The sequence below is a fragment of the Shewanella schlegeliana genome (genome assembly GCF_016765635.1).
GTDB classification, from domain to species: Bacteria; Pseudomonadota; Gammaproteobacteria; order Enterobacterales; family Shewanellaceae; genus Shewanella; species Shewanella schlegeliana.
In genome coordinates, this window is record NZ_JAESVD010000005.1 from 1 (window position 1) to 20,623 (window position 20,623).

A 20,623-nucleotide genomic window follows, 5' to 3' on the forward strand; every position below is an offset into this window, starting at 1 on the left:
ACTAGTAATGCTGATCCTTCCATCGATAACCTTACAAATAATATCGACAGTGAATTGGGATTGGGAGTCCATGTAAAACATCCTTAGTGCCCTCTGAATTTTGAATTTATTTATTCAGAAGACACAAAAAAAGAGTTACGTCAATTTCCCTTGGTAGTTACAGCAATGACAAAGTTGCTTGGTAATTAAGATACGACAGAATTGCTTGGTGATCACAAGTGTTATGACGTAAGGTCTAGCTCATTTTTGGACAAAAATGCGTTAGAGCCGTTACTCTAGAGCGTTTATATCAGATTAAGAAAAGTATCTTGAAACCTTAAACGATAGTTGCCAGTATGAGAAAGGTGGTTGTGATATTACCTTCCCCTTAGTCAGGGAGATACAGACTTCTTTCAGTCTGTCAGCTTTGCTGGGCAAACAAAAAAGCCACTACTGAGTAGTGGCTTTTGGGAGAGAGTGAGATTTTGCTACTTAGACGCGTCTAAGAATCGTTGATAACGCTCTTCACCTTTAAGCAGTTTTGCACGCTCAACATCATCAAATACACCAATCGTTGGCATCTCCTTATCATGGCAAGAGGCACAGGCGTTTGGCAGTACCGCAGCAGAGGTACATACAAATGCATTTGGTACAAATGGGCCATCAGCATGACAAGCAGGTCCCCAGCTCACAGCCATATCAAAGTAAGCTTGTTGCTGTGGGTCGCTACCTTCATTGCGGCTATATGGCACTAATGCATCATAGTTCGCAAGTGATTCAGTAGGTGTTATCACCTCAAAATCATGGCTGCTGTTATCCCACATAAAGGCCACTGAGCTAATCGCTGTTGAGTGACAGTCCATACAGGTTGCTCCTACCATATCGTGGATCGGCATTTTATGATCGGCACCTTTATCATGGCAGTTCTGGCATAGTTTATCTGGGTTGTCCGCAGGAGCGTTAACTTCCATGCTGTGTGGGTTGTGACAATCACTACACGCCACCTGCATTTCAGCATGTTTTGAACCATTGTACTCGACCACTGAGTTTTTCTGACCTTTAATCCGATCAGTACCTAGCCATACACCTTGGGTATCAAAGGTAGTGAAGTCTAGTACGCGATCGCCCACCTTAAATGTCTTACCAAGCTCAGTAGTTGGGTTGCCTGCATCATCCAATACAAATTGATATAACTGCGAGTATTGTTTTAAATCATGATGTTTCGACATTTGGTGGCACTGCACACAGCTGTCATTTTTCTGCTCAAAGGTCAGCTTAGCTGGGTTAGTAATATCATCGCCATTCATCGAAGTGGCATGAATAGAGCCGGCATTGTGGCATTTCTCACAGGAGATACCATCTTCCACTTCACCACTGTGCATGTTGCCTTTGCTCACCAACATGCCGTAGTAGTCATTCTCCTCCCAGCCCATCACCTTAGAGCCTGTCGTATGACAAGTCATGCACTGGTTTTCCCAGCTCATTTTATGTAACTCGTCGGCGACAATAGCACCATTACTATGAACGTCATCCATCTTTTTAAGGCTACCGTCAGCGTTCCAAAACACTGAACTGGTGTAGAAGCCGCTAAAGTAGCTTCTGCCTTCATAGTTCACCCAAGCAAATGGCATGGTAAGGCCGATGGCATCTTGTGGATCGGCAGACTTTTGCTCGTAGTCATAACTGATAAACTGTTTGGAAGTCGTGGATGAAATACCGTCAATGCGATAAGTTTTACTATTATCAGGATTCACTTTATCAAGCAAAATCACATAGTATTTACCGTCATCACCTTTGTATGTGGTAATACTATTATTGGCTTTATATTTTATTTGATGAGTTATCGGGTCAGCTTCAGTGCCCCAGTCTAACTCAGGAATAATTGCTTCAATGGTTTTATCGGCATCACCAGTATACAAGCTGCGATAATCGTCAGCGTGGGTGGTGTCTTTCCACTCATTGTATTGGCTAGAATGGCATGTCTTACAGGTTTGCGCCGTAACAAAAGTAGCCTCTTGTTCTGGCGGTTGTTCTTTGGCTTCAACGGTAATGGTAATGGTTGAGCTTGCCTCTAGGTCGCCATCGGAAATGGTATAGCTATAGGTTTGCTCACCCACTTTGTCATCATCGGCTGAATAGTACACCACATGGTTGTTGTCTATTTCTAAATCACTGGCGGACACCACGGTTAGCTCATCACCATCCAGATCGCTATCATTGGCTAATACGTCAATCACAACGGTACTGCCTTGTGTCACCGTGGCAACATCTGGCATCGCTATAGGCGCCTGGTTTTCAGGCACTTCAACGGGCGTATCATCATCACTATTACAACCGAACATTATCGGTAATATTGCTAAGCACACTACACTTAATTTTCTCATGTTCATCACCTTTACTTCTTATAATAGGCTTATTGAATAAACCTTCTATTAACAGGTTAATGACACAGAAAATTGCTTCAATTAGCAAAATTGTCCCCCCAATACCTTATGTGATTAACGTCACATGCCAAGCACACATATTTAACTTTTTGCTTACGCGAACACGGTAAGTGACAAAATATCTCGCTACAATCATTGTCAATGCTAGGTGCTAACCTCCATAAAGAGGTAGTTATCACACAAGAAGTTCAATATGCATGAACACAGTCTGGGGGGGCTCAGTCTGAATTAGCGTAAGGGTGAATACCTATGATTAAATATAGTGTTAGACCTGCGGCGGCAACGCAGAAATTGTTAAGCTATTGTGACGGCGCACGATTTGCGATGCCAGCAAAGTTTGATCATTTCAAAACCCTAGAACCCACTGACCTCATCAGTGGACAAACAATTTTTTCCGCCCTAGACACAATGGAGAAACACAGTGACGACAAGCTGTTTTACAACAACTTAGAGCCTTATATTCATGGGGATGAAGGCAGCATGGCCAAAATTTTAGGTGTACAGGCTAAAACTCCAGCTGAAATGTTGGTGAGCTTTGCCAAGATCTATTCAAGTAAATTAAGCTCAACCAAGCTGCAACTGCTAGAAACCAATACTGAAATCAAACTCATTTCACCGCGCTTCACTAATCATGCAATATTGAAATATGGTGATCTGATGTTGCACACCACCATTAAAAGTATCTTGTCGCCGTTTATGAGCTTAAAAAACCAAGATATCAATATCGAACTGCCTTTCGATAAACGTTTTTATGGTAAATACGCGGACAAGTTTGAAACGGTCTACTTTGACACTAACGCATTCGCTGTAACCATTAAAAAGCATGCATCTGAAAGCAATCTTATTAGTCATGTGCAGCTCAACACCCCCTTACCAGTGCAGCAACAAATCACAGCGGCAGCCAATATGCTACCGCCGGATCAACTGTCAATCAGCAATATTGCATTTATACTCGGTTGTAGCGAAAGACAGCTGCTAAAAACACTGTACACTATCAAGGTGCCGGCGTCACAAGCACTGCAAAAAATCAAATTCCAACGCCTCAAAAGTCAATTGGTACGTGAAAACTGGAATCTAAAAAAGGCCGCCGCCGACTTTGGTTATAAAGATCAAAGTGGCATTACCAAACTATTTAAAAATATCGTTAACCTTACCCCGAAGGCATATAGAGAACAATTATGAAACAAAGTCATTGAGTTATCTCGACCTTTATCTGAGCTTACTCGTCACTGAGATGGAAAGGTTTTATCACAAAGATGCTTTTAAATTGATTATTTTGATGATAATGCCAATGTTGCTCAAAGATCTAATCTAAATAGGCTGCACAAAGTCTGTATTGGGTTAGCAAATTTGGCCACAGAGTTTGAGCTTTAGACATGAGGAAAAATAAGCCAAAATGCAGATGCTTCAAATCATGGTCAATCTCGCTCTGGCTTGCTTTGGGGCATTTCTTAGTTAGAAAACCAAACTCTATAACCTAATGATTACTCCAATTATCAAGTGTAGATACGGCCGTGACCGTCCATGACATGGACGTCATGGCCGAGCTTCCAAGGATGGACTTGCAGCGTGTCACGGCAGTGTCTGCACATACCTCGCTGGAGGCGATTGATAGCTACATAGCTTCAAGTTCAGACGGGCTACCCCATAGCAAGGATACAAAGATAATGTAATCAACCTTCATTCCAAGGCTAACTCACTTTGGAGCAAAAATGAGTCACAAAACTCACAGAAAACACCAGTTCCCCTTTGGAGTTGCCGAAATGCGTTGGAAACTCTTTACAAACCAGAGTCGCGTGATGCCGACATGGATGTCGGCGTAGCTTTCGCGGGGCAGGATGCCCCATCGGAAGCGTTAGCTATTTATCCATAAGCATGAGGGAGACAACTTCGTTTGGGGCGGCTAGGACTCTTTATAAAAGAAATGGTCAAAAGGAGGAAGCTGTTGTCCCCTCTTGCCCGGGTGTGGGATGGAATCCCACGACGTTTATCAAGCGCAGCTTGATTGCTTAAGTTCAGACGCAGCCTGATACCCTACTAGGGCTAAAGCCCAGACCAATGGGCTATAAATTAGGTTTGTACTCAAACCCAGCCTGTGCTTCGCTATCACTAAAGCTTGCGATTTTCTGCTTACGTACTAGCATGCTGTTGATGAGTGATCCGGGGAACATCTCAATCGCGTTATTAAAGTCTTCTACATTGGCGTTGAAAATACGAATCGCGGCGCCAATCTGCTCTTGCTGCTCGCTGATCTCTGCCATCAACTTCATATATACATCAGAAGCTTTCAGCTCAGGATAAGCTTCAACTGTGACTTTAAGGCCTTGCATCAATTCATTAGTGCGCTGCTCGGCTGCAGCTAGTTTGGCGGTATCAACACCGGCGCTCATATCCGCAATGGCGCTGCGCAGTTCAGTCACTTTGGTTAACACTTCAGACTCGTGCAGTTTGTATTGCTCAACTAACTGCTCAACCATAGGAATTATCTTATTCTTCTGGCGCTCTTGAGTCAGTACCGACGCCCAAGCACGATCTACCGCATTGTGTTTACCAATAATGCCGTTGTACAGCATGATGATAGCGACGACCACAACGGCAACAACAATCAAGCCTATTACTGAACTATCCATTTAACTTTCCTTTTTATCTTTTAATTAACTTCTATTTATTTCACGCTTTTTAATCTTTACTACTGGCTTTTTACTCGTAATAAAATGCTTTAAGCACTGACCTTAAAATTGTTATCGCTATAGCGCATCATCTCGTGCACTAATCCGAGCATTTGTTTCATTTGCTTTAACTCGGTATGGCCTGCTAACTCTTCGGCAAAAGCTTTAGGGTTATCTAGACCATGCACACGTTTTACCGCTAATAGATCATCAGTTACCGCCACACAAAGCCGACCTTGGTTGCTAAATTCCAGCACTGGTTTTTTCAGCCCTTGTGCAAATACGGTTAGCTTTTCTTCAATCGCAGGGGACAATAATCGCGCTGCGGTCATCGGCTCTTTGGCATAGACTCGATATTGACGATTAAACGCATTAGAGGCGCTTTTATAGCGTTCACCACGGCGCTTTATGCCAAAGTCACTGGCAATACTCATGTCACTGGCAAAAGGAAAATCAAGCAATACCCCGTGACGATAATAGTGATCTCGTACCGTCCGCGTAGTGGTTTTACCATTAGCGTCAGTGGTGGTTTCAGTACGCTTTATGACGTAATGAAAACGATAGAGTTGGTAATCAAACTGATGAATATCACCTTGATAAGTGCTCTTATACAGGCTTTGAATTTCTCGCAAATCATTACCGCGCTTAAATTCTCTAAAGCTGGCTTCAAGCTCCTTAGCCAGCTTTTTGCCCTCAAACGGTACAGCCTCTAAGTTATTATTAAATAGCGCATCTTTTAAAAAGATATTATCCGACAACTTGTTACGCCATTTCATCCGGCCTCGAAGCCAAAACAGCATGAGTACACCCACCACGCCATTATGCGCCGCAAAGCCTGAGCTGGGATACCAAAAGCCTAAAAATGAGGCCAAGCTATCGAAATAAAGATCCCAATACCAATATGGCCATTGGGGGATCAGATTGAGCCCAGCGCCCACAGCCGCCATCAGCAGCATTCTGCCCCATATAGGGCCAGGAATAGGTAAGCGCTTACCTTTATCCTCAAAATAACGAGTCAGCGTTGCGAGCACTAACATCGGATACCAAACCACGCTGTAGCGAAGTGCCCCGCTGAGAATTTGCATCACAAAGTCTGGTACCACTAAGCCCAGCTCGAAAGCGATAGGCAGTAAGGCAAAGAACAGCGAAATCGCGCAGAAAAAACGATACCAGTTATCACTATAATCGAGCGGTCCCTTGTGCTGCTCGACCCTTTGCACTAATGCAATCAAGTCCTCTTGGCTCTTTGCTGCATCGACATCACTACGGATAGCAGCAATATTGCGAGTCACTTGAGCATTATGAGCAAGCATGAGTGTTGTTCTCCGTATCTTTTATTGGTGTTGCTTGTGTTACTGCTGTGAGATTGGCGGCTTTATGTGTATCGCTAATAAAACGGGTATCACTTGCAAAATTATTATCAGATAGGCGCATTAGATCATGAATCACCTCAAGCAATCGCTGTACCCGTACCAACTCGGTATGCCCGGCGATTTCCTGATAAAATTCATCCGGTTTTACCAGTGAATGCTTACGCTTTTCAATAATCAACTTACTGGTAGAGGCAATACATAAGCGCCCTTGTGGAGAAATCTCCACCATAGGCGAGATAAAGTGACGATTGAGATCGAGTAGCGTTTCAATCATCGCAGGGGTTAAAAAGCGTGCCGCGGTGAGTTTATCGCAGGCCTGTACTCGAAAAATATCATTAAATGCATTCGATTCTGTGTGATACTTTTCTGCATAAACCGAGCCTTTTAGCTTTACCTCATCCTCGGCATCGATACATAAGCCTTTAGTAAAAGGAAAGTCGAGTAAAATGCCGTAACGATGACGGTCTTCATACACGGTCTTGGTTTTATAACCACCATTACCATCAGAGCTAGTTTGGCTGCGTTTTACCGTATATTGAAAGTGATAAAGCTTATAGCTAAAGCTGTGCTGCTCGCCTTGATAATGCCCCTCAAACATCTGTTGTATATCACGGGTGCCATTACCGCGACGAAACTCTGCAAACTGCTTTTCGAGCGCACTGGCTTTATCTTCCGCTGCAAGCTTAGTTTCTTTTAAGCCATTATTAAATAGCGCGTCTCGCAGGAATATTTTATCTGAAAGGTGTTTACGCCAATTGGCACGATAATCCAGCCACACCCAAGTGAGTGAGCTGGCAATAACCAACACAAACCACAATGAAAATTGATGATCGTCAATTTCGCCTACACTAATCACATAGCCAAAGCCATACATCAGCGCCCAATAGATTTTCGGCCACTCAGGTACATATAGCGTAACAGCAACCATTGCCGCTACCAGCAGTGCAAAGTTAACAGGCATAGGTACAGGCAGCCAACCGCGCTCGTGGCAAAAACTGACTAACAATGTGCTCAGCGCGACTGGGAGCCAATAACAAGAGTCATCGATAATAAGCTTGGCTAGCATTTCAATCTCGTCATAACCAAGGCGCATGAATATGAGAATGATGCACAAGACGCTGGCTGTAACCAATAACCACTTAATGCCGTGCGTTATCTTATCGCGGTAATCTAACGGTCCTGGGTGGTGTTTAACTTGGGTGATGACTTCGAGAAGCTCATCTTGAGAGGTAGCGGCGTCAACATCTTTGCGAAGCTTGTCGATATGTTGTGCGACCAATCGGTTATGCTGCATTGAGAGTCCTTTTACAATTAGGTCAACAACAGGCCTTAAGGCAAAAAATATGGCGGATTATACTGAAAAGCGACCATAACGACAGAGACTTAAGTCGCTTACTCTATAATTATGTTCAAGTTTTTAATTATTCTGTTTTAGTCAAACTCAGTAATACTCAAGATGCGATAAAAGGGGCCGCACCGATATACTGTAGAAAATGAGCAAGCTTCTTAATCCCTTAATCATGTTCAGACATCTCTTGTTAGCTAGCTCTTGTTGGACAGTTCTGAGTAGGAGCAACTTGCTTGTAAATAAGATGCTGTAGCAAAGCTCCATTTATAATCTTATCTCAAGTAAATAGGCATTAAAAAAGGCTAACACCATAACAGCGTTAGCCTTTTTTATTTCTGGACTCAGTAAAACTTAGTCCCAGATAAATTCTCTAAAGTGCTTACGGCATACTGACTCGTAGCTCTCATTGCCGCCAATAGCCACCTGCTCACCTTCACGCATCGGCTTACCATTACCATCGAGGCGCACCACCATGTTGGCCTTACGGCCGCAATGACAGATAGTTTTAAGCTCGACTAGCTTGTCTGCCCAAGCAAGTAAATACTGGCTACCGCTAAATAACTCACCCTGGAAATCGGTTTTCAAGCCATAACAAAGTACAGGGATATCGAGCACATCGACCACGTAGGTCAACTGCTTTACCTGCTCTTTACTTAAGAACTGTGATTCATCGATTAAGATACAGTGTAATGTTTGCTCTGCAAGACTGGCACGCACCATCTCTGTTAGATTGTCATTACAACCAAACACCTGGGCATCGGTTTCAATACCGATACGAGAAGCAACTTTACCCACGCCATATCTGTCATCAATTGACGCCGTCATTACTAAGGTATTCATACCGCGTTCACGATAGTTATAAGAAGACTGCAATAACGAAGTTGATTTACCCGCATTCATTGCTGAGTAATAAAAATAGAGCTGCGCCAAACTAAAATCCTTAAAGGTGAATTCGCCGCTAGTTTAGCACCATTTTCGATAAAAAATCATCCTACACACGGTTCAGTGGCCGATATTAGTCATAATTCGATAAAAAAACTGTGTATGACAAAATACTTACTTTTCACTGTAATTTAGCGAGTACGACTTGGAATTCAACTTAAATACCAAAATATCACTACCCTCGGTGCAGTTAAGTTTATAACCCCACTGTAAACATCAAGTTAACCTAAACCGCATTATGTGACAAACACTACAAAACTCACACAAAACACTGCATTGACGCACAAAATCAATCAGATTAAGACACTTTTAATACCAAAATATTAGATTAGAAGCACAATTATAATAAAGGAAGTCAAAAATCTATGCATAAGACACTCGTTGCCGCGGCCATTGCCGCAACCTTAGCCTTGAGCGGCTGCTCATCGACTACTCCGACTCAACACTCAAATGTAGAGATGGTGCAAACACAAAACCCATTCTTACAAGCGAGTAAACTACAATATGAAGCGCCAGACTTCACTCTAATTAAGGATGAGCATTTTCAGCCTGCATTAGAGCGTGGGATTAAAGAGCATTATCAAGAGATCTTAACGATCGCTAACAACCCGCAAGCAGCGACATTTGAAAACACTATCGTAGCGATGGAGAAAAGCGGAACACTTCTCAACCGCACTTCAAAGGTTTTCTATAATCTAACGGGTTCAAACAGCAATTCGGAACTGCGCAAAGTTCAAGGTGAGATGGCGCCAAAAATGGCCGCACACTCAGACAATATTAACCTTAATCCTGAACTATTTAAGCGAATAGAGACCCTCTATAACCAGCGCGCTAACTTAGGCTTATCGGCAGAAGAGAATCGCTTAGTCGAGGTTTACTATAAACGCTTTGTTCGCGCTGGTGCGAAACTCACCGAAGAGCAAAAACAGCAGATCCGCGTACTTAACGAAGAACAATCAACACTAACTAACGAGTTTGCTCAACGCCTAATGCGCCAAACCAAAGAGATTGCCGTTATCATTGATAGCAAGGCGCAACTTGCAGGCTTATCTGACAGTGCTATTAAAGCCGCCGCTATCGATGCCAAAGCAAATGGCCATGAAGGCAAGTACCAACTCAATATCACAAACACCACTCGCCAACCTGTACTCACACAGCTACAGGATAGAGAGTTACGTCAACAGATCTGGCAAGCCTCTGCCGACCGTGGCCTTGAGGGTGAAAATGAAACCGCATCACTGGTTGCCCGTCTCGCCCAACTCCGCGCCGAACGAGCCCAGTTACTCGGGTATGACAACTGGGCTGAGTATCGCCTAGAACCACAGATGGCTAAGACACCTGAAGCGGTTTATAAGATGTTTGGCTCTATGGTGCCAGCCGTTGTCAAAAACACCCAAAAGGAAGCGGCCGATATTCAATTGATGATCGACAAAACCGGTGGTGACTTTGAGCTAGCACCTTGGGATTGGGCCTACTATGCCGAACTTGTTCGTAAAGAGAAGTTCGATTTAGATGAAAGTGCAATTCGTCCCTATTTCGAGTTCGACCGCGTGTTGGAAGACGGCGTGTTCTTTACCTTAAAAGAGCTGTATGGGGTCACCCTAAAGCCACGCCCTGATCTTCCTGTGTACCATGAAGATGTAAAAGCTTATGAGATGTTCGATGAAGATGGCACCAGTATGGCCATCTTCTATGCAGACTACTTCTCTCGTGAAGGTAAGCGCGGCGGTGCATGGATGAGCTCGTTCGTGACTCAGTCAGAATTACTAAATAGCAAGCCGGTTGTGGTTAACGTAATGAACATTAAGAAGGCACCTGAGGGTGAACCCACTTTTGTTAGTTACGATGAAGTGACCACCATGTTCCATGAGATGGGCCACGGCACTCACGGTATGTTCTCGAAAGTCACCTATCCGACTCTGTCAGGAACTTCGGTGTCACGCGACTTTGTTGAGTTCCCATCAACTTTTGAAGAAGACTGGGCCGCCCACCCTAAAGTGCTCGCGAACTACGCTAAACATTACGAAACGGGTGAGCCTATTCCACAGGAGTTGCTCGGTAAGCTGCTTAAGTCTCGTAGCTTTAACCAAGGCTTCGATACCTTAGAGTATATGTCTGCGGCGCTTGTGGACTTAGAGTGGCATACTCTTAAGGCCGGAGCACCATTGCAAGATGTCGCCAGCTTTGAAGCAGCAGCGCTTAAGAAGCATGGGGTCGACTTACCTGCCGTGCCACCACGCTATAAGTCAGCCTACTTCGCTCACGCCTTCCCAGGAGGCTACTCGGCAAGCTACTACGCCTATATGTGGAGTGAAATCTTAGCCGCCGATGCCTTTGCTTATGTGCAAACACAAGGCGGGTTAGATCGCGAGATTGGTATGAAGTTTAGAAAAACAATCCGTGAAGTGGGCAATACTGTCGCCCCTATGGATGCTTATAAAGCCTTTAGAGGCCAAGAGCCAACTACCGAGGCGCTACTTAAGCGTCGCGGCTTAAACTAGGCTATCGCCCTATAGCTTTGTATTAAGCTCATCAGTCCATAGGATGAGTACGAAGCACAAGCCAAACGCCTGAAAACAAAAAATCCGCTCTAAACAGAGCGGATTTTTTTTTGCTAATGACTGTCTTTAACAGATGACTATCGTTAACGAATAAATTGCCTTTCGTTTTTCTACATCACCATTCGGTCATGACTAAATCGATTAACAACTTGCTATTGCTTGCATTGAGCATCAGGCGAACAAGCCTTGATGCGCAGTAGAATGATACTGATAACAAACAGTACGCTACATGCAATTAAGCCAGCAGTAACCGACTCTGTGAAGCCAAGCACTAAATAACCCACCAAGCTGATCCCCGCAACGATTAATGCGTATGGAAGCTGGGTCATCACGTGATCGATATGGTGGCAGTTTGCACCAGTCGATGACAAAATTGTGGTATCGGAGATTGGCGAGCAGTGATCTCCAAATACAGCACCCGCAAGTACCGCCGCTAGCATAGGTAACATCATGCCCATGTGGCTACCCATTGCCATATCGGCTGCGATAGGTAACATAATACCGAAGGTACCCCAGCTCGTTCCCGTAGAGAAAGCCGTTAAGCCAGCAAGAATGAATAGCACCGCAGGTAACATGGCAAATGGAATGTTACCCGTTGCTAGGCTCGCCATATACTTACCCGTTTCTAACTGGCCAATAACACCTGCAATCGTCCACGCAAATAGCAAGATATAGATAGCGGGTAGCATAGACTTCGCGCCTTCAAACAGGCCTTTGCCGATCATCGACTTAGCTACGCCTTGGTAGATAACTAAACCTAGTGTTACCACTAAGCCAATTAACGCACCGAAGAACAGTGATGAACCCACATCGGTATTTTCGAATGCACCAATCAGGCTAAATTCCTGACCTTTAGCGACTAAGGCATCAGCGCCGCTGCTCACCATAAAGTAGAAAGTCGCAAACACTAATACCACGATAGGTAAGAATAATCCCATCACCTTACCTGTGTCAGCCTCTGGTAAACCTGAGTTTGCGCCAGGTGGCAAACCTTTTGATTTGTCATAAAGATCGCCCTTTTGCGCATTGAGCTCATGTTGACGCATTGGACCAATATCCAGTCCCATCAAGGCAACACAAAGTAGCAATAGAAGTGCAAAAATCGCATAGAAATTCATTGGGATCATCTCTACGAACACGCTTAAGTGTCCAGTATCGGTGAAGCCATGTGCCGTCAAAATACCGCCAATAAGAGCGATGATATAGGCTCCCCAGCTCGATACTGGCGAGATCACACAGATAGGTGCGGCAGTCGAATCGAGCAAGTAAGCTAACTTACTACGAGAGATGTAGTAACGGTCGGTCAGTGGTCTTGCGACGCTACCGACAACTAAGCTGTTGAAGTAGTCATCAATAAACACCACACAACCTAAAAACATGGTGAGGAGTTTAGCATCACGCTTATTGCGGATACGAGTACGCGCCCAATCAGCAAAGGCTCTTGCCGAACCACTTACCGTGATAAGTGCGGTAATCATCCCAAGCAATACTAAGAAACCAAGAATATAGAGGTTCCAGCTATTAAAGGCGCCATCATCCCAAACGAGAGCGGAGACTTTCTCGCCTAGGTATTGTGCGCTTTGCGTGGCAGAGAAATCGGTAAGCAGCAGCGCGCCCAACACAATTCCCACACCCAAAGAGAGTAAAACACGACGCGTTAACATCGCCAGTACAATTGCGACTACCGGAGGCAGCAGCGACAGAGCCGAATCGGCATAGCTTATAATTGTCATTTAGTTATTTTCTTCGCTAAGTACGAATGGAGGGCGACTGAACTGGTGGGATATAGCAATAGATATCTGATTACACCTGTCCTATCAGTAGCGCTCCATAGTAATATTGATGGTTAGTCATCAATATAAATCTTCTTATCTTCCGGATAAGAAATACTATGGCAGTGCTGCCCCTATTTGGTCACAGCCCCAGCAACTAGCCCCGATATGCTATGTCACTTCGGCATTAAATCCTTTCTCGATAGATCAGCGGCATCACCCTACTTATCGATACTGATATTTAATGCACCTCTACTTCTCAGGACGCAATTTAAGACTAGCTCAAAAAGCGTGACAGACATAAAAACATAAGCGGCTTTAGGGATGCTACCCTAAAGCCGCTTATCGTGACACAGATCACCAACAATACCAAGCCAACTTACTACCTATTAACAAAGCTAATACTAAAATAAAACATTTAAGACTTAGCTCAGAGCAAGTGACTTGACTGCTGTGCTCTTAAAGCTGGGCTAATAATTGCGGCACGGCGTCAAACAAATCCGCCTCTAGACCGTAATCGGCAACTTGGAATATTGGGGCCTCAGGATCTTTATTGATTGCCACAATCACCTTCGAGTCCTTCATACCAGCAAGGTGCTGAATCGCCCCAGAGATCCCGACGGCGATATAGAGATCTGGCGCGACAATCTTACCCGTCTGACCCACTTGCAAATCGTTAGGTACAAAACCAGCGTCCACTGCAGCACGGGATGCACCAACAGCGCCACCGAGTTTATCTGCTAGCTGCTCGAGCAGAGCAAAGTTTTCACTATTACCCAGTGCGCGACCGCCAGATACCACAACCGATGCACTACCAAGCTCTGGGCGCTCAGATTCAGTAAGGCTCTGCTCAACAAACTCAACCTGTGGTGCAACATCTTGTGTTAGGACCACACGCTCAGCATTGCCACCCGATGCAACCGCATCAAATGCACTCGAGCGAACTGTCATCACTTTCTTATCATCTAAGCTTTGTACTGTCGCGAGCACGCTACCTGCGTAGATAGGACGAACAAATGTGTCACTGCTGACCACTTCAATCACTTCTGAAAGTTGAGACACATCCAACAGTGCAGCTACGCGCGGCAACACATCTTTACCGAAACTCGAGGCTGGTGCTAAAACGTGCTCATAATCAGATGCGATTCCAACCATCAGCTCTGAAATATTTTCAGCGAGGTGGTTAGCGTAAGATGCAGAGTCGGCAACTAAGACATTACGTACACCAGCAAGCTTTTGTGCTTCGCTAGCGACGCTATCGCAATTATGCCCAACAACTAATACGTCGATCTCTCCACCAATCGCTTGACCACATGCAACCACCTTCGCGGTATCAAGCTTTAAACTGGCGTTATCGTGTTCTGCTAATACTAAAATTGCCATTAGATCACCTTCGCTTCATTCTTTAACTTTTCAACCAACTCTTCAACAGACGCAACCATCACACCACCACTGCGCTCAGCAGGTGGGGTAACCTTAACGATTGTCTGATGTGACTTAAGGGTGACATCAAAATCTGCTGGGCTAAGTGTCTCTAGAGGCTTACGCTTGGCTTTCATAATATTAGGAAGCTTGGCGTAACGTGGCTCGTTCAAACGAAGATCTGCAGTAACAACTGCAGGTAATGGCAAATGAATGGTTTGCAGACCACCATCAATTTCTCGGATTACGACAAGTTTATCGCCGTCGAGCTTCACTTCAGAAGCAAACGTGGCTTGTGGCATCTTTGCAAGCGCAGCAAGCATCTGTCCGGTTTGATTATTATCGCCGTCAATTGACTGCTTGCCTAAGATCACCAATTCTGCCTGCTCTTTTTGCTGCACGGCATGGATTAGCTTAGCAATCGATAGTGGTACTAACTCTTCATCAGTCTCGATATGAATGGCGCGATCGGCTCCCAAGGCTAGCGCAGTTCTAAGCTGCTCCTGAGAGGCTTTTGGCCCGATACTTAATACGACAATTTCAGAGGCGCTTCCTGCTTCCTTTAAACGAACGGCTTCTTCAACGGCAATTTCACAAAAAGGGTTAATCGCCATTTTTAGGTTTGCGGTATCAACGCCAGTATTATCAGCGTTAACCCTGACTTTTACATTGGCATCGACGACACGTTTAACTGGCACCAATACTTTCATAGGGCTTCCTTCTTACGTCTCTTATAATGTTCGAAGTTAAGTAACGAGCCACAGGTATAACGCACATGCGACTATTACCGAAATTAGAGTCACTTTACGTGCTGTTAACGTTAACGTCAACTAGCTTTCAAACACCCGTTCATCGGTAATGAGTCGTACATAGCCATTGCCTGATATAAACAGACAGAAAACATTTATTAACGCTTTATATTAGTTCTGTCATTCCAATTAACGAATTAAAAGAATAAATAATTCAAAAATAATATTTGATCATAGGCTAAATAGTTTCTATTATTTAAGGCAATATTGTTATCACCATCTTATTATTAATTGGATTTGAATAATTATGAGCGATTTTCTTGAAATATTGACCCACGGTCGTCGTTTTAAAGCCGCAGTGAAAGAGTTATCACTTAATGATTTAAAAGAGCTATCAGTAAAGCTTGAAAAAATTATTGAAGAAAAATCTTCTCAAGAAGCCGCAGAACAAGAAGCTATGGCTGAGCGTAATGCTAAAATCGAAGAGATCCGTAAGCAAATGGAAGCTATCGGTTTATCTGTAGATGATATTGGTGGTGCTGCAGTTAAAGCCGCTCCTAAGAAGCGTGCTCCTCGTCCAGCTAAATATCAAATTGAAGTTGATGGCGAAATGGTACAGTGGACAGGCCAAGGCCGTATGCCAACCGTATTTAAGAACGAGCTTGAAAAAGGTCGTACAATGGAAGATTTCTTGATCTAATATCAAGTTTTCCATAAAGAGCCTCGCAATTGCGGGGCTTTTTCGTTTTAAAGTTAAAAAAATCACATCTATCGTTACAATTACTGCTTAGTCATTGTTAATAAGTTAGGATATGCTCATCATTTTCCTGTTTATCTAACAATAATAAGTAGAATAATGCGTAAACATATAATCAAAACCCCTATCGCTTTACTTAGCTTGTTATGCAGCCAAGCACTATTGGCTAATGAGCAACTGTCTGACAATACCCCTAGGCTCACAGCATTAACTCATGCAAACCTAATGCTGGCACCGGGTGAACTACTAACCGATGCTACCCTGCTGATTGAAAACAGAAAAATTAAAGCAATTATCAAAGATAATGATATTCCTAAGGATGCATTTGAAATTGATCTGTCGGGGCATACTATATATTCAGGCTTTATTGACCCTTTCACAGAATATGCTATCGACTATGAAAGAGAGGCTGAAGATAAATCTGGCCCCGTATATGAGATAAAGCGCATCGGAGGTAATGCGAGCAATGGCGCAATCCATTCACAGATGCAATGGTTTAATTATGTTTATCCAGATAAAGAGCAAGCAAAGAAGTGGATTGATAATGGTTTTACCAGCGTTCAATCGAGTTATTTAGATGGCATATTTCGTGGTCAAGGAGTGACATTATCGTTAGCGGATAAGAAAGCAAACGATGTTATTTATAATGCTCAAACAAGCCAATTTATGGCCTTTAACAAAGGTTCATCCGTTCAAGATTACCCACAATCTTTAATGGGCAGTATGGCATTAATCAGACAGACCTTCGCCGATGCTAAATGGTATAACCAAAATAAAAATAAGAGCTCAGGAAAGGCTGTTGAATTTAATATCGCATTAGAGCGATTAGCTGATGCCAAAAAACAAAACTTCATCTTTGAAACGAAAAACCTCAATAACCAGCTTAGGGCAGCTCAATTATTAAACGAATATGAATTAAGTGGCAGTCTAATTGGCAATGGTCGCGAATATGCGAGATTAATTGAATTAAAGTCCTCACCCTTTAGCCTCGTTCTGCCACTTAATTATCCTGCTGCGCCAGAAATAACTGACGGTGACAGTGAACGCGAAGTCAGCCTAGCTTCTTTAAGACATTGGGAACGTGCACCGAGTAATTTAGCCATGGTTGAAGCTGCTGAAATACCATTCGCATTAACACAATATGGAATAGAGTCAGATAAGTTCTGGCCAAGATTAAAACTGGCACTCACAAGAGGTTTATCAGAAGACGCAGCTCTCGCCGCCTTAACGACCGATGCGGCTGAAATAGCGGGGATCGAACATTTGGCTGGTAAGCTAGAGCCCGGCTTTATGGCGGACTTGGTGATCACCGATGGCAATATCTTCGATGAGGGGAAAATTGTCAGTATCTGGTTACAGGGTGAAGAACGCCAGCTCATTAATCGCGACCTAGAGCTACTCGACAACACTTATCAACTGCAGCTTAATGAACTCAGCTTCGATCTTAACCTCACTCAATCGCCATCGTTAACTGGCACCCTATCGAGTGGTGAGGATACAATTGAGCTTGCCAACCTTGAATACCAGCAGGGACGACTCACTTTCAGCGCCGACCTGTCTGATGCGGGCTTTAACGGGATCAGTCGCTTCACTCTTTGGTTAGATAACCAAGGGCTCACTGGCAGGCTGCTCGACAGTAATAATCAAATGCACCCCTTCGGTGGCATCACACTTGAGCCAATAAAGCCCGTAGATAAGCAGGAAAAAACCACTCAAGCAGCGCTTATCTCTAGACTCACGTCACCGAATGTCGCCTATGGTCTCAGTGAGCGTCCAGCGCAAGATAAAGTACACCTTAAAAATGCCACTATCTGGACCTCAGATAGCAGCGGCATATTAGAAAATAGCGACTTGATTATCTCTCGAGGAAAAATCAAAAAGATAGGCACAGCTCTTAAAACACCATCGGGATACACGATTATCGATGCCACGGGTAAACATGTCACCGCAGGCATTATCGATGAGCATTCGCACATTGCACTCAATGGCGGCACTAACGAGGGCAGCGATGCTATAACCTCAGAGGTGCGTATTGGCGATGTTATCAACCCCGACGATATTGCTATCTATCGTGGCCTCGCGGGCGGTGTCACCACGGCGCAAATTCTTCACGGTAGTGCTAACCCCATTGGCGGCCAGGCGCAGATCATTCAACTAAAGTGGGGCGATAATGCCCAGCAGCTTAAGTTTGAGGGTGCGCCAGCGAGCATTAAGTTCGCCTTAGGTGAAAATGTTAAACAGAGTAACTGGGGAGATGACTTTACCCATCGCTTCCCCCAGAGCCGTATCGGTGTAAAGTCGCTGTTTAGCGAGGCCTTTAATGAAGCGCTCGCCTATCGTAAGGCGCAAGCCGATTATAACAAGATGCGCTCAAGCGAGCGTAGACGCACAGTCGCGCCGCAGTATAACTACCGCTTAGAGGCAGTTGCCGAGGTGCTAGAGCAAACTCGCAACATCCACATTCACTCTTATGTGCAATCTGAAATCTTGATGTTCCTGCGTCTAGCCGAAGCTTACAACTTCAAGGTCAGCACCTTTACCCACATTCTTGAGGGCTACAAGGTCGCCGATGAGATGGCCAAACACGGCGCCCACGCCTCTACCTTCTCTGACTGGTGGGCCTACAAGTTTGAGGTTTACGATGCGATTCCACAAAACACTTGCTTGATGCAGGACAAAGGCGTACTCACCAGTATCAACTCTGACGACTATGAGATGCAGCGCCGCCTTAACCAAGAGGCTGCTAAATCTATGATGTATTGCGGTATGTCAGCTGAGGATGCGTGGAAGATGATCACCATTAACCCAGCAATTCAACTCGGGATCCAAGAGCAAGTTGGCTCACTAGTCGAAGGTAAGCAAGCCGATGTTGTGCTTTGGGACAATACGCCACTTTCAGTGTATGCCAAGGTCGACTCCACCTGGATTGCTGGTCGCCGTTACTTCAGCCGTGAACAAGATAAGGCCCTGCAAACTAAGGTCACTCAAGAGCGCGCCGCCCTCATTCAAAAGGTACTACTAAGCGACGATGCCCATAAACAGGGTGAAACACCGATGGAGCTAACCGAGCCAGAGTGGCACTGTGATACCCATTTCAACGCCTGGCAGCAATCGGCTAAAGGAGCACTGTAATCATGTTTAATCACACTTTAAAACAAGCTATCGTGCTAATTGGCCTCCCCTTAAGCCTAATGGCAAACGCCCATGATATGCTGCCTGCTAAGGCGCAAAATCAAGCCATCTTATTTACTAATGCCACGGTGCACACGGTGACTGATGGCGTGCTCGCAGACAGTGATGTGCTTGTCGCCGACGGCAAGATTGTCGCTGTCGGCCAGTCTTTGTCCAGCCCCTCCTCACAAGAAACGCCACAGAGCCAAGCGGATGAAGCTAAACCTAATGACTCTTCGTTAAATGATCACTCTGCGTTAATCGCCAATGCCGAGGTAGTTGATGCAAGAAATAAGCATCTATATCCGGGGTTAATTGCGCTCGATACCACTATGGGACTGGTTGAAGTAGAAATGATGCGCCCAAGTAACGATGCCTATGAGGTGGGCTATATCAATCCTCAGCTAGAGGCAACGGCAGCATTTAACCCAGACTCGGAGATCATTCCCACCGTCAGAGTCAATGGTATTACCCACGCCCAAGTCGTGCCTCAAGGTGATGGTTTATCCGGACAATCGGCGCTTTTGTCGATGGATAGCTGGACCGTTGAAGACGCCTTAGTCGAGTCCAACAAACAGTTCCACCTATACTGGCCTCATATTCGATGGCTATCGACGGATGCCGATAAACGTAAAGAGCAGCAGCAAGACTTAAAGCTCAGAATCGATAAAGTCTATCAAGCCTTTATCGATGGTCAACGCTACCGGCTTGCCGCCAAGGCTGGCAAGGTTACCAAGGTTGACCTTCGCTGGCAGGCCTTAGCGCCGCTCTATGATGGCAATGCGCAGCTCTTTATTCATGCCCAGTCGCAAAAGCAGATTGAGGAAGCGATAGCCTTAAGTAAACACTTTGGTTTTAAGCTGGTAATAGTGGGCGGTTATGATGCATGGCGCGTGGCTGGTGCCCTGACAGAAATTAACGCGAAGGTGATTTACAACCAAACCCTGACATTGCCAAAACGTAACGATGAGCCGATTGATTTAGCATTTAAGATCCCAGCTCTACTCAAGCAAGCTCAGGTGCCTTTTGCACTCGCCTTCTCATCGGATTGGAATAGTCGCAACCTGCCATTTGCCGCAGGGCAAACGGTCGCTTATGGCTTAACCAAAGAGGAAGCGCTAAAAAGCATCACGCTGGATGCCGCTAAAATGCTAGATATTAATGATATGGGGGCGATAGCACCGGGATTTAAAGCCAATATAATTTTGGCAACGGGAGACATTTTAGACCCGATGCAGGCAGGAATTGAATCAATCTATATCGATGGTCGTAAAATTGATCTCAATAATCGCCATCAACAGCTTTATCAAAAGTATCTAAAGCGCTAAAATTTCAAACTTATAGCGCGAATTAAAGTTTAACAGTAAAAAGTGCTCATAATGAGCACTTTTTTATTACGGTTTTAATCACCATAACGGCTCATTCACCTCAATAAA

The 20,623-nt window shown here is 44.6% G+C and carries 13 protein-coding genes and 1 riboswitch; of the genes, 5 read left to right on the top strand and 8 right to left on the bottom strand.

The features are described 5' to 3' along the window. Positions 1-467: 467 nt before the first annotated feature. A complete protein-coding gene (locus JMA39_RS09550; protein ID WP_202721660.1) occupies positions 468-2,363 on the bottom strand; it encodes an Ig-like domain-containing protein in 1,896 nt (631 codons plus the stop codon). Between the two features lie 309 nt (positions 2,364-2,672). Between JMA39_RS09550 and JMA39_RS09555 the strand changes: the two genes are divergently transcribed. After that, positions 2,673-3,605 (top strand): helix-turn-helix domain-containing protein, encoded by a 933-nt coding sequence (locus tag JMA39_RS09555; RefSeq protein WP_202721661.1) that lies wholly within the window; start codon positions 2,673-2,675, stop codon positions 3,603-3,605. An 881-nt stretch (positions 3,606-4,486) separates the two neighbouring features. Here the strand turns inward: JMA39_RS09555 and JMA39_RS09560 are convergent. The 4 genes from JMA39_RS09560 to JMA39_RS09575 form a co-directional block, all read right to left on the bottom strand. After that, positions 4,487-5,053 carry a LemA family protein gene (locus JMA39_RS09560; RefSeq protein WP_202721662.1) on the bottom strand — a complete coding sequence of 189 codons (567 nt, stop codon included), beginning with the start codon at positions 5,051-5,053 and terminating at the stop codon, positions 4,487-4,489. An 89-nt stretch (positions 5,054-5,142) separates the two neighbouring features. Then, positions 5,143-6,405, bottom strand: a complete 1,263-nt coding sequence (locus tag JMA39_RS09565) for a DUF3137 domain-containing protein (protein ID WP_202721663.1) — start codon at positions 6,403-6,405, stop codon at positions 5,143-5,145. Next, positions 6,392-7,759 carry a DUF3137 domain-containing protein gene (locus tag JMA39_RS09570; protein ID WP_202721664.1) on the bottom strand — a complete coding sequence of 456 codons (1,368 nt, stop codon included), beginning with the start codon at positions 7,757-7,759 and terminating at the stop codon, positions 6,392-6,394. Before JMA39_RS09570 ends, JMA39_RS09565 begins: the two co-directional genes overlap by 14 nt. A gap of 405 nt (positions 7,760-8,164) precedes the next feature. Next, positions 8,165-8,743, bottom strand: a complete 579-nt coding sequence (locus JMA39_RS09575; RefSeq protein WP_202721665.1) for a thymidine kinase — start codon at positions 8,741-8,743, stop codon at positions 8,165-8,167. A 377-nt stretch (positions 8,744-9,120) separates the two neighbouring features. Between JMA39_RS09575 and JMA39_RS09580 the strand changes: the two genes are divergently transcribed. Beyond that, positions 9,121-11,256: a M3 family metallopeptidase gene (locus JMA39_RS09580; protein ID WP_202721666.1), complete on the top strand. Its 2,136-nt coding sequence runs from the start codon at positions 9,121-9,123 to the stop codon at positions 11,254-11,256. 212 nt (positions 11,257-11,468) lie between these two features. Here JMA39_RS09580 and JMA39_RS09585 read toward each other — a convergent pair whose 3' ends face one another. From JMA39_RS09585 to JMA39_RS09595, 3 genes are all read right to left on the bottom strand, one after another. Then, positions 11,469-13,049 carry a Na+/H+ antiporter NhaC family protein gene (locus tag JMA39_RS09585; protein WP_202721667.1) on the bottom strand — a complete coding sequence of 527 codons (1,581 nt, stop codon included), beginning with the start codon at positions 13,047-13,049 and terminating at the stop codon, positions 11,469-11,471. An 80-nt stretch (positions 13,050-13,129) separates the two neighbouring features. Next, a riboswitch (Lysine riboswitch) is annotated at positions 13,130-13,351 on the bottom strand. A gap of 196 nt (positions 13,352-13,547) precedes the next feature. Next, positions 13,548-14,471, bottom strand: a complete 924-nt coding sequence (locus JMA39_RS09590; RefSeq protein WP_202721668.1) for an electron transfer flavoprotein subunit alpha/FixB family protein — start codon at positions 14,469-14,471, stop codon at positions 13,548-13,550. Further along, complete coding sequence (locus tag JMA39_RS09595) at positions 14,471-15,220, bottom strand: electron transfer flavoprotein subunit beta/FixA family protein (RefSeq protein WP_202721669.1); 750 nt, start codon at positions 15,218-15,220, stop codon at positions 14,471-14,473. Before JMA39_RS09595 ends, JMA39_RS09590 begins: the two co-directional genes overlap by 1 nt. A 346-nt stretch (positions 15,221-15,566) precedes the next feature. On the opposite strand from JMA39_RS09595, the gene JMA39_RS09600 reads away from it, so the two are divergent. The 3 genes from JMA39_RS09600 to JMA39_RS09610 all read left to right on the top strand — a co-directional run bounded on the left by JMA39_RS09600 (position 15,567) and on the right by JMA39_RS09610 (position 20,515). Further along, a complete protein-coding gene (locus JMA39_RS09600) occupies positions 15,567-15,959 on the top strand; it encodes an H-NS histone family protein (protein WP_202721670.1) in 393 nt (130 codons plus the stop codon). 156 nt (positions 15,960-16,115) lie between these two features. Continuing rightward, the gene (locus JMA39_RS09605) at positions 16,116-19,148 is read left to right on the top strand and encodes an amidohydrolase family protein (RefSeq protein WP_202721671.1); all 3,033 of its coding nucleotides are present in this window, start codon (positions 16,116-16,118) and stop codon (positions 19,146-19,148) included. Between the two features lie 2 nt (positions 19,149-19,150). Next, a complete protein-coding gene (locus JMA39_RS09610; protein WP_202721672.1) occupies positions 19,151-20,515 on the top strand; it encodes an amidohydrolase family protein in 1,365 nt (454 codons plus the stop codon). The last annotated feature ends 108 nt before the right edge of the window (positions 20,516-20,623 follow it).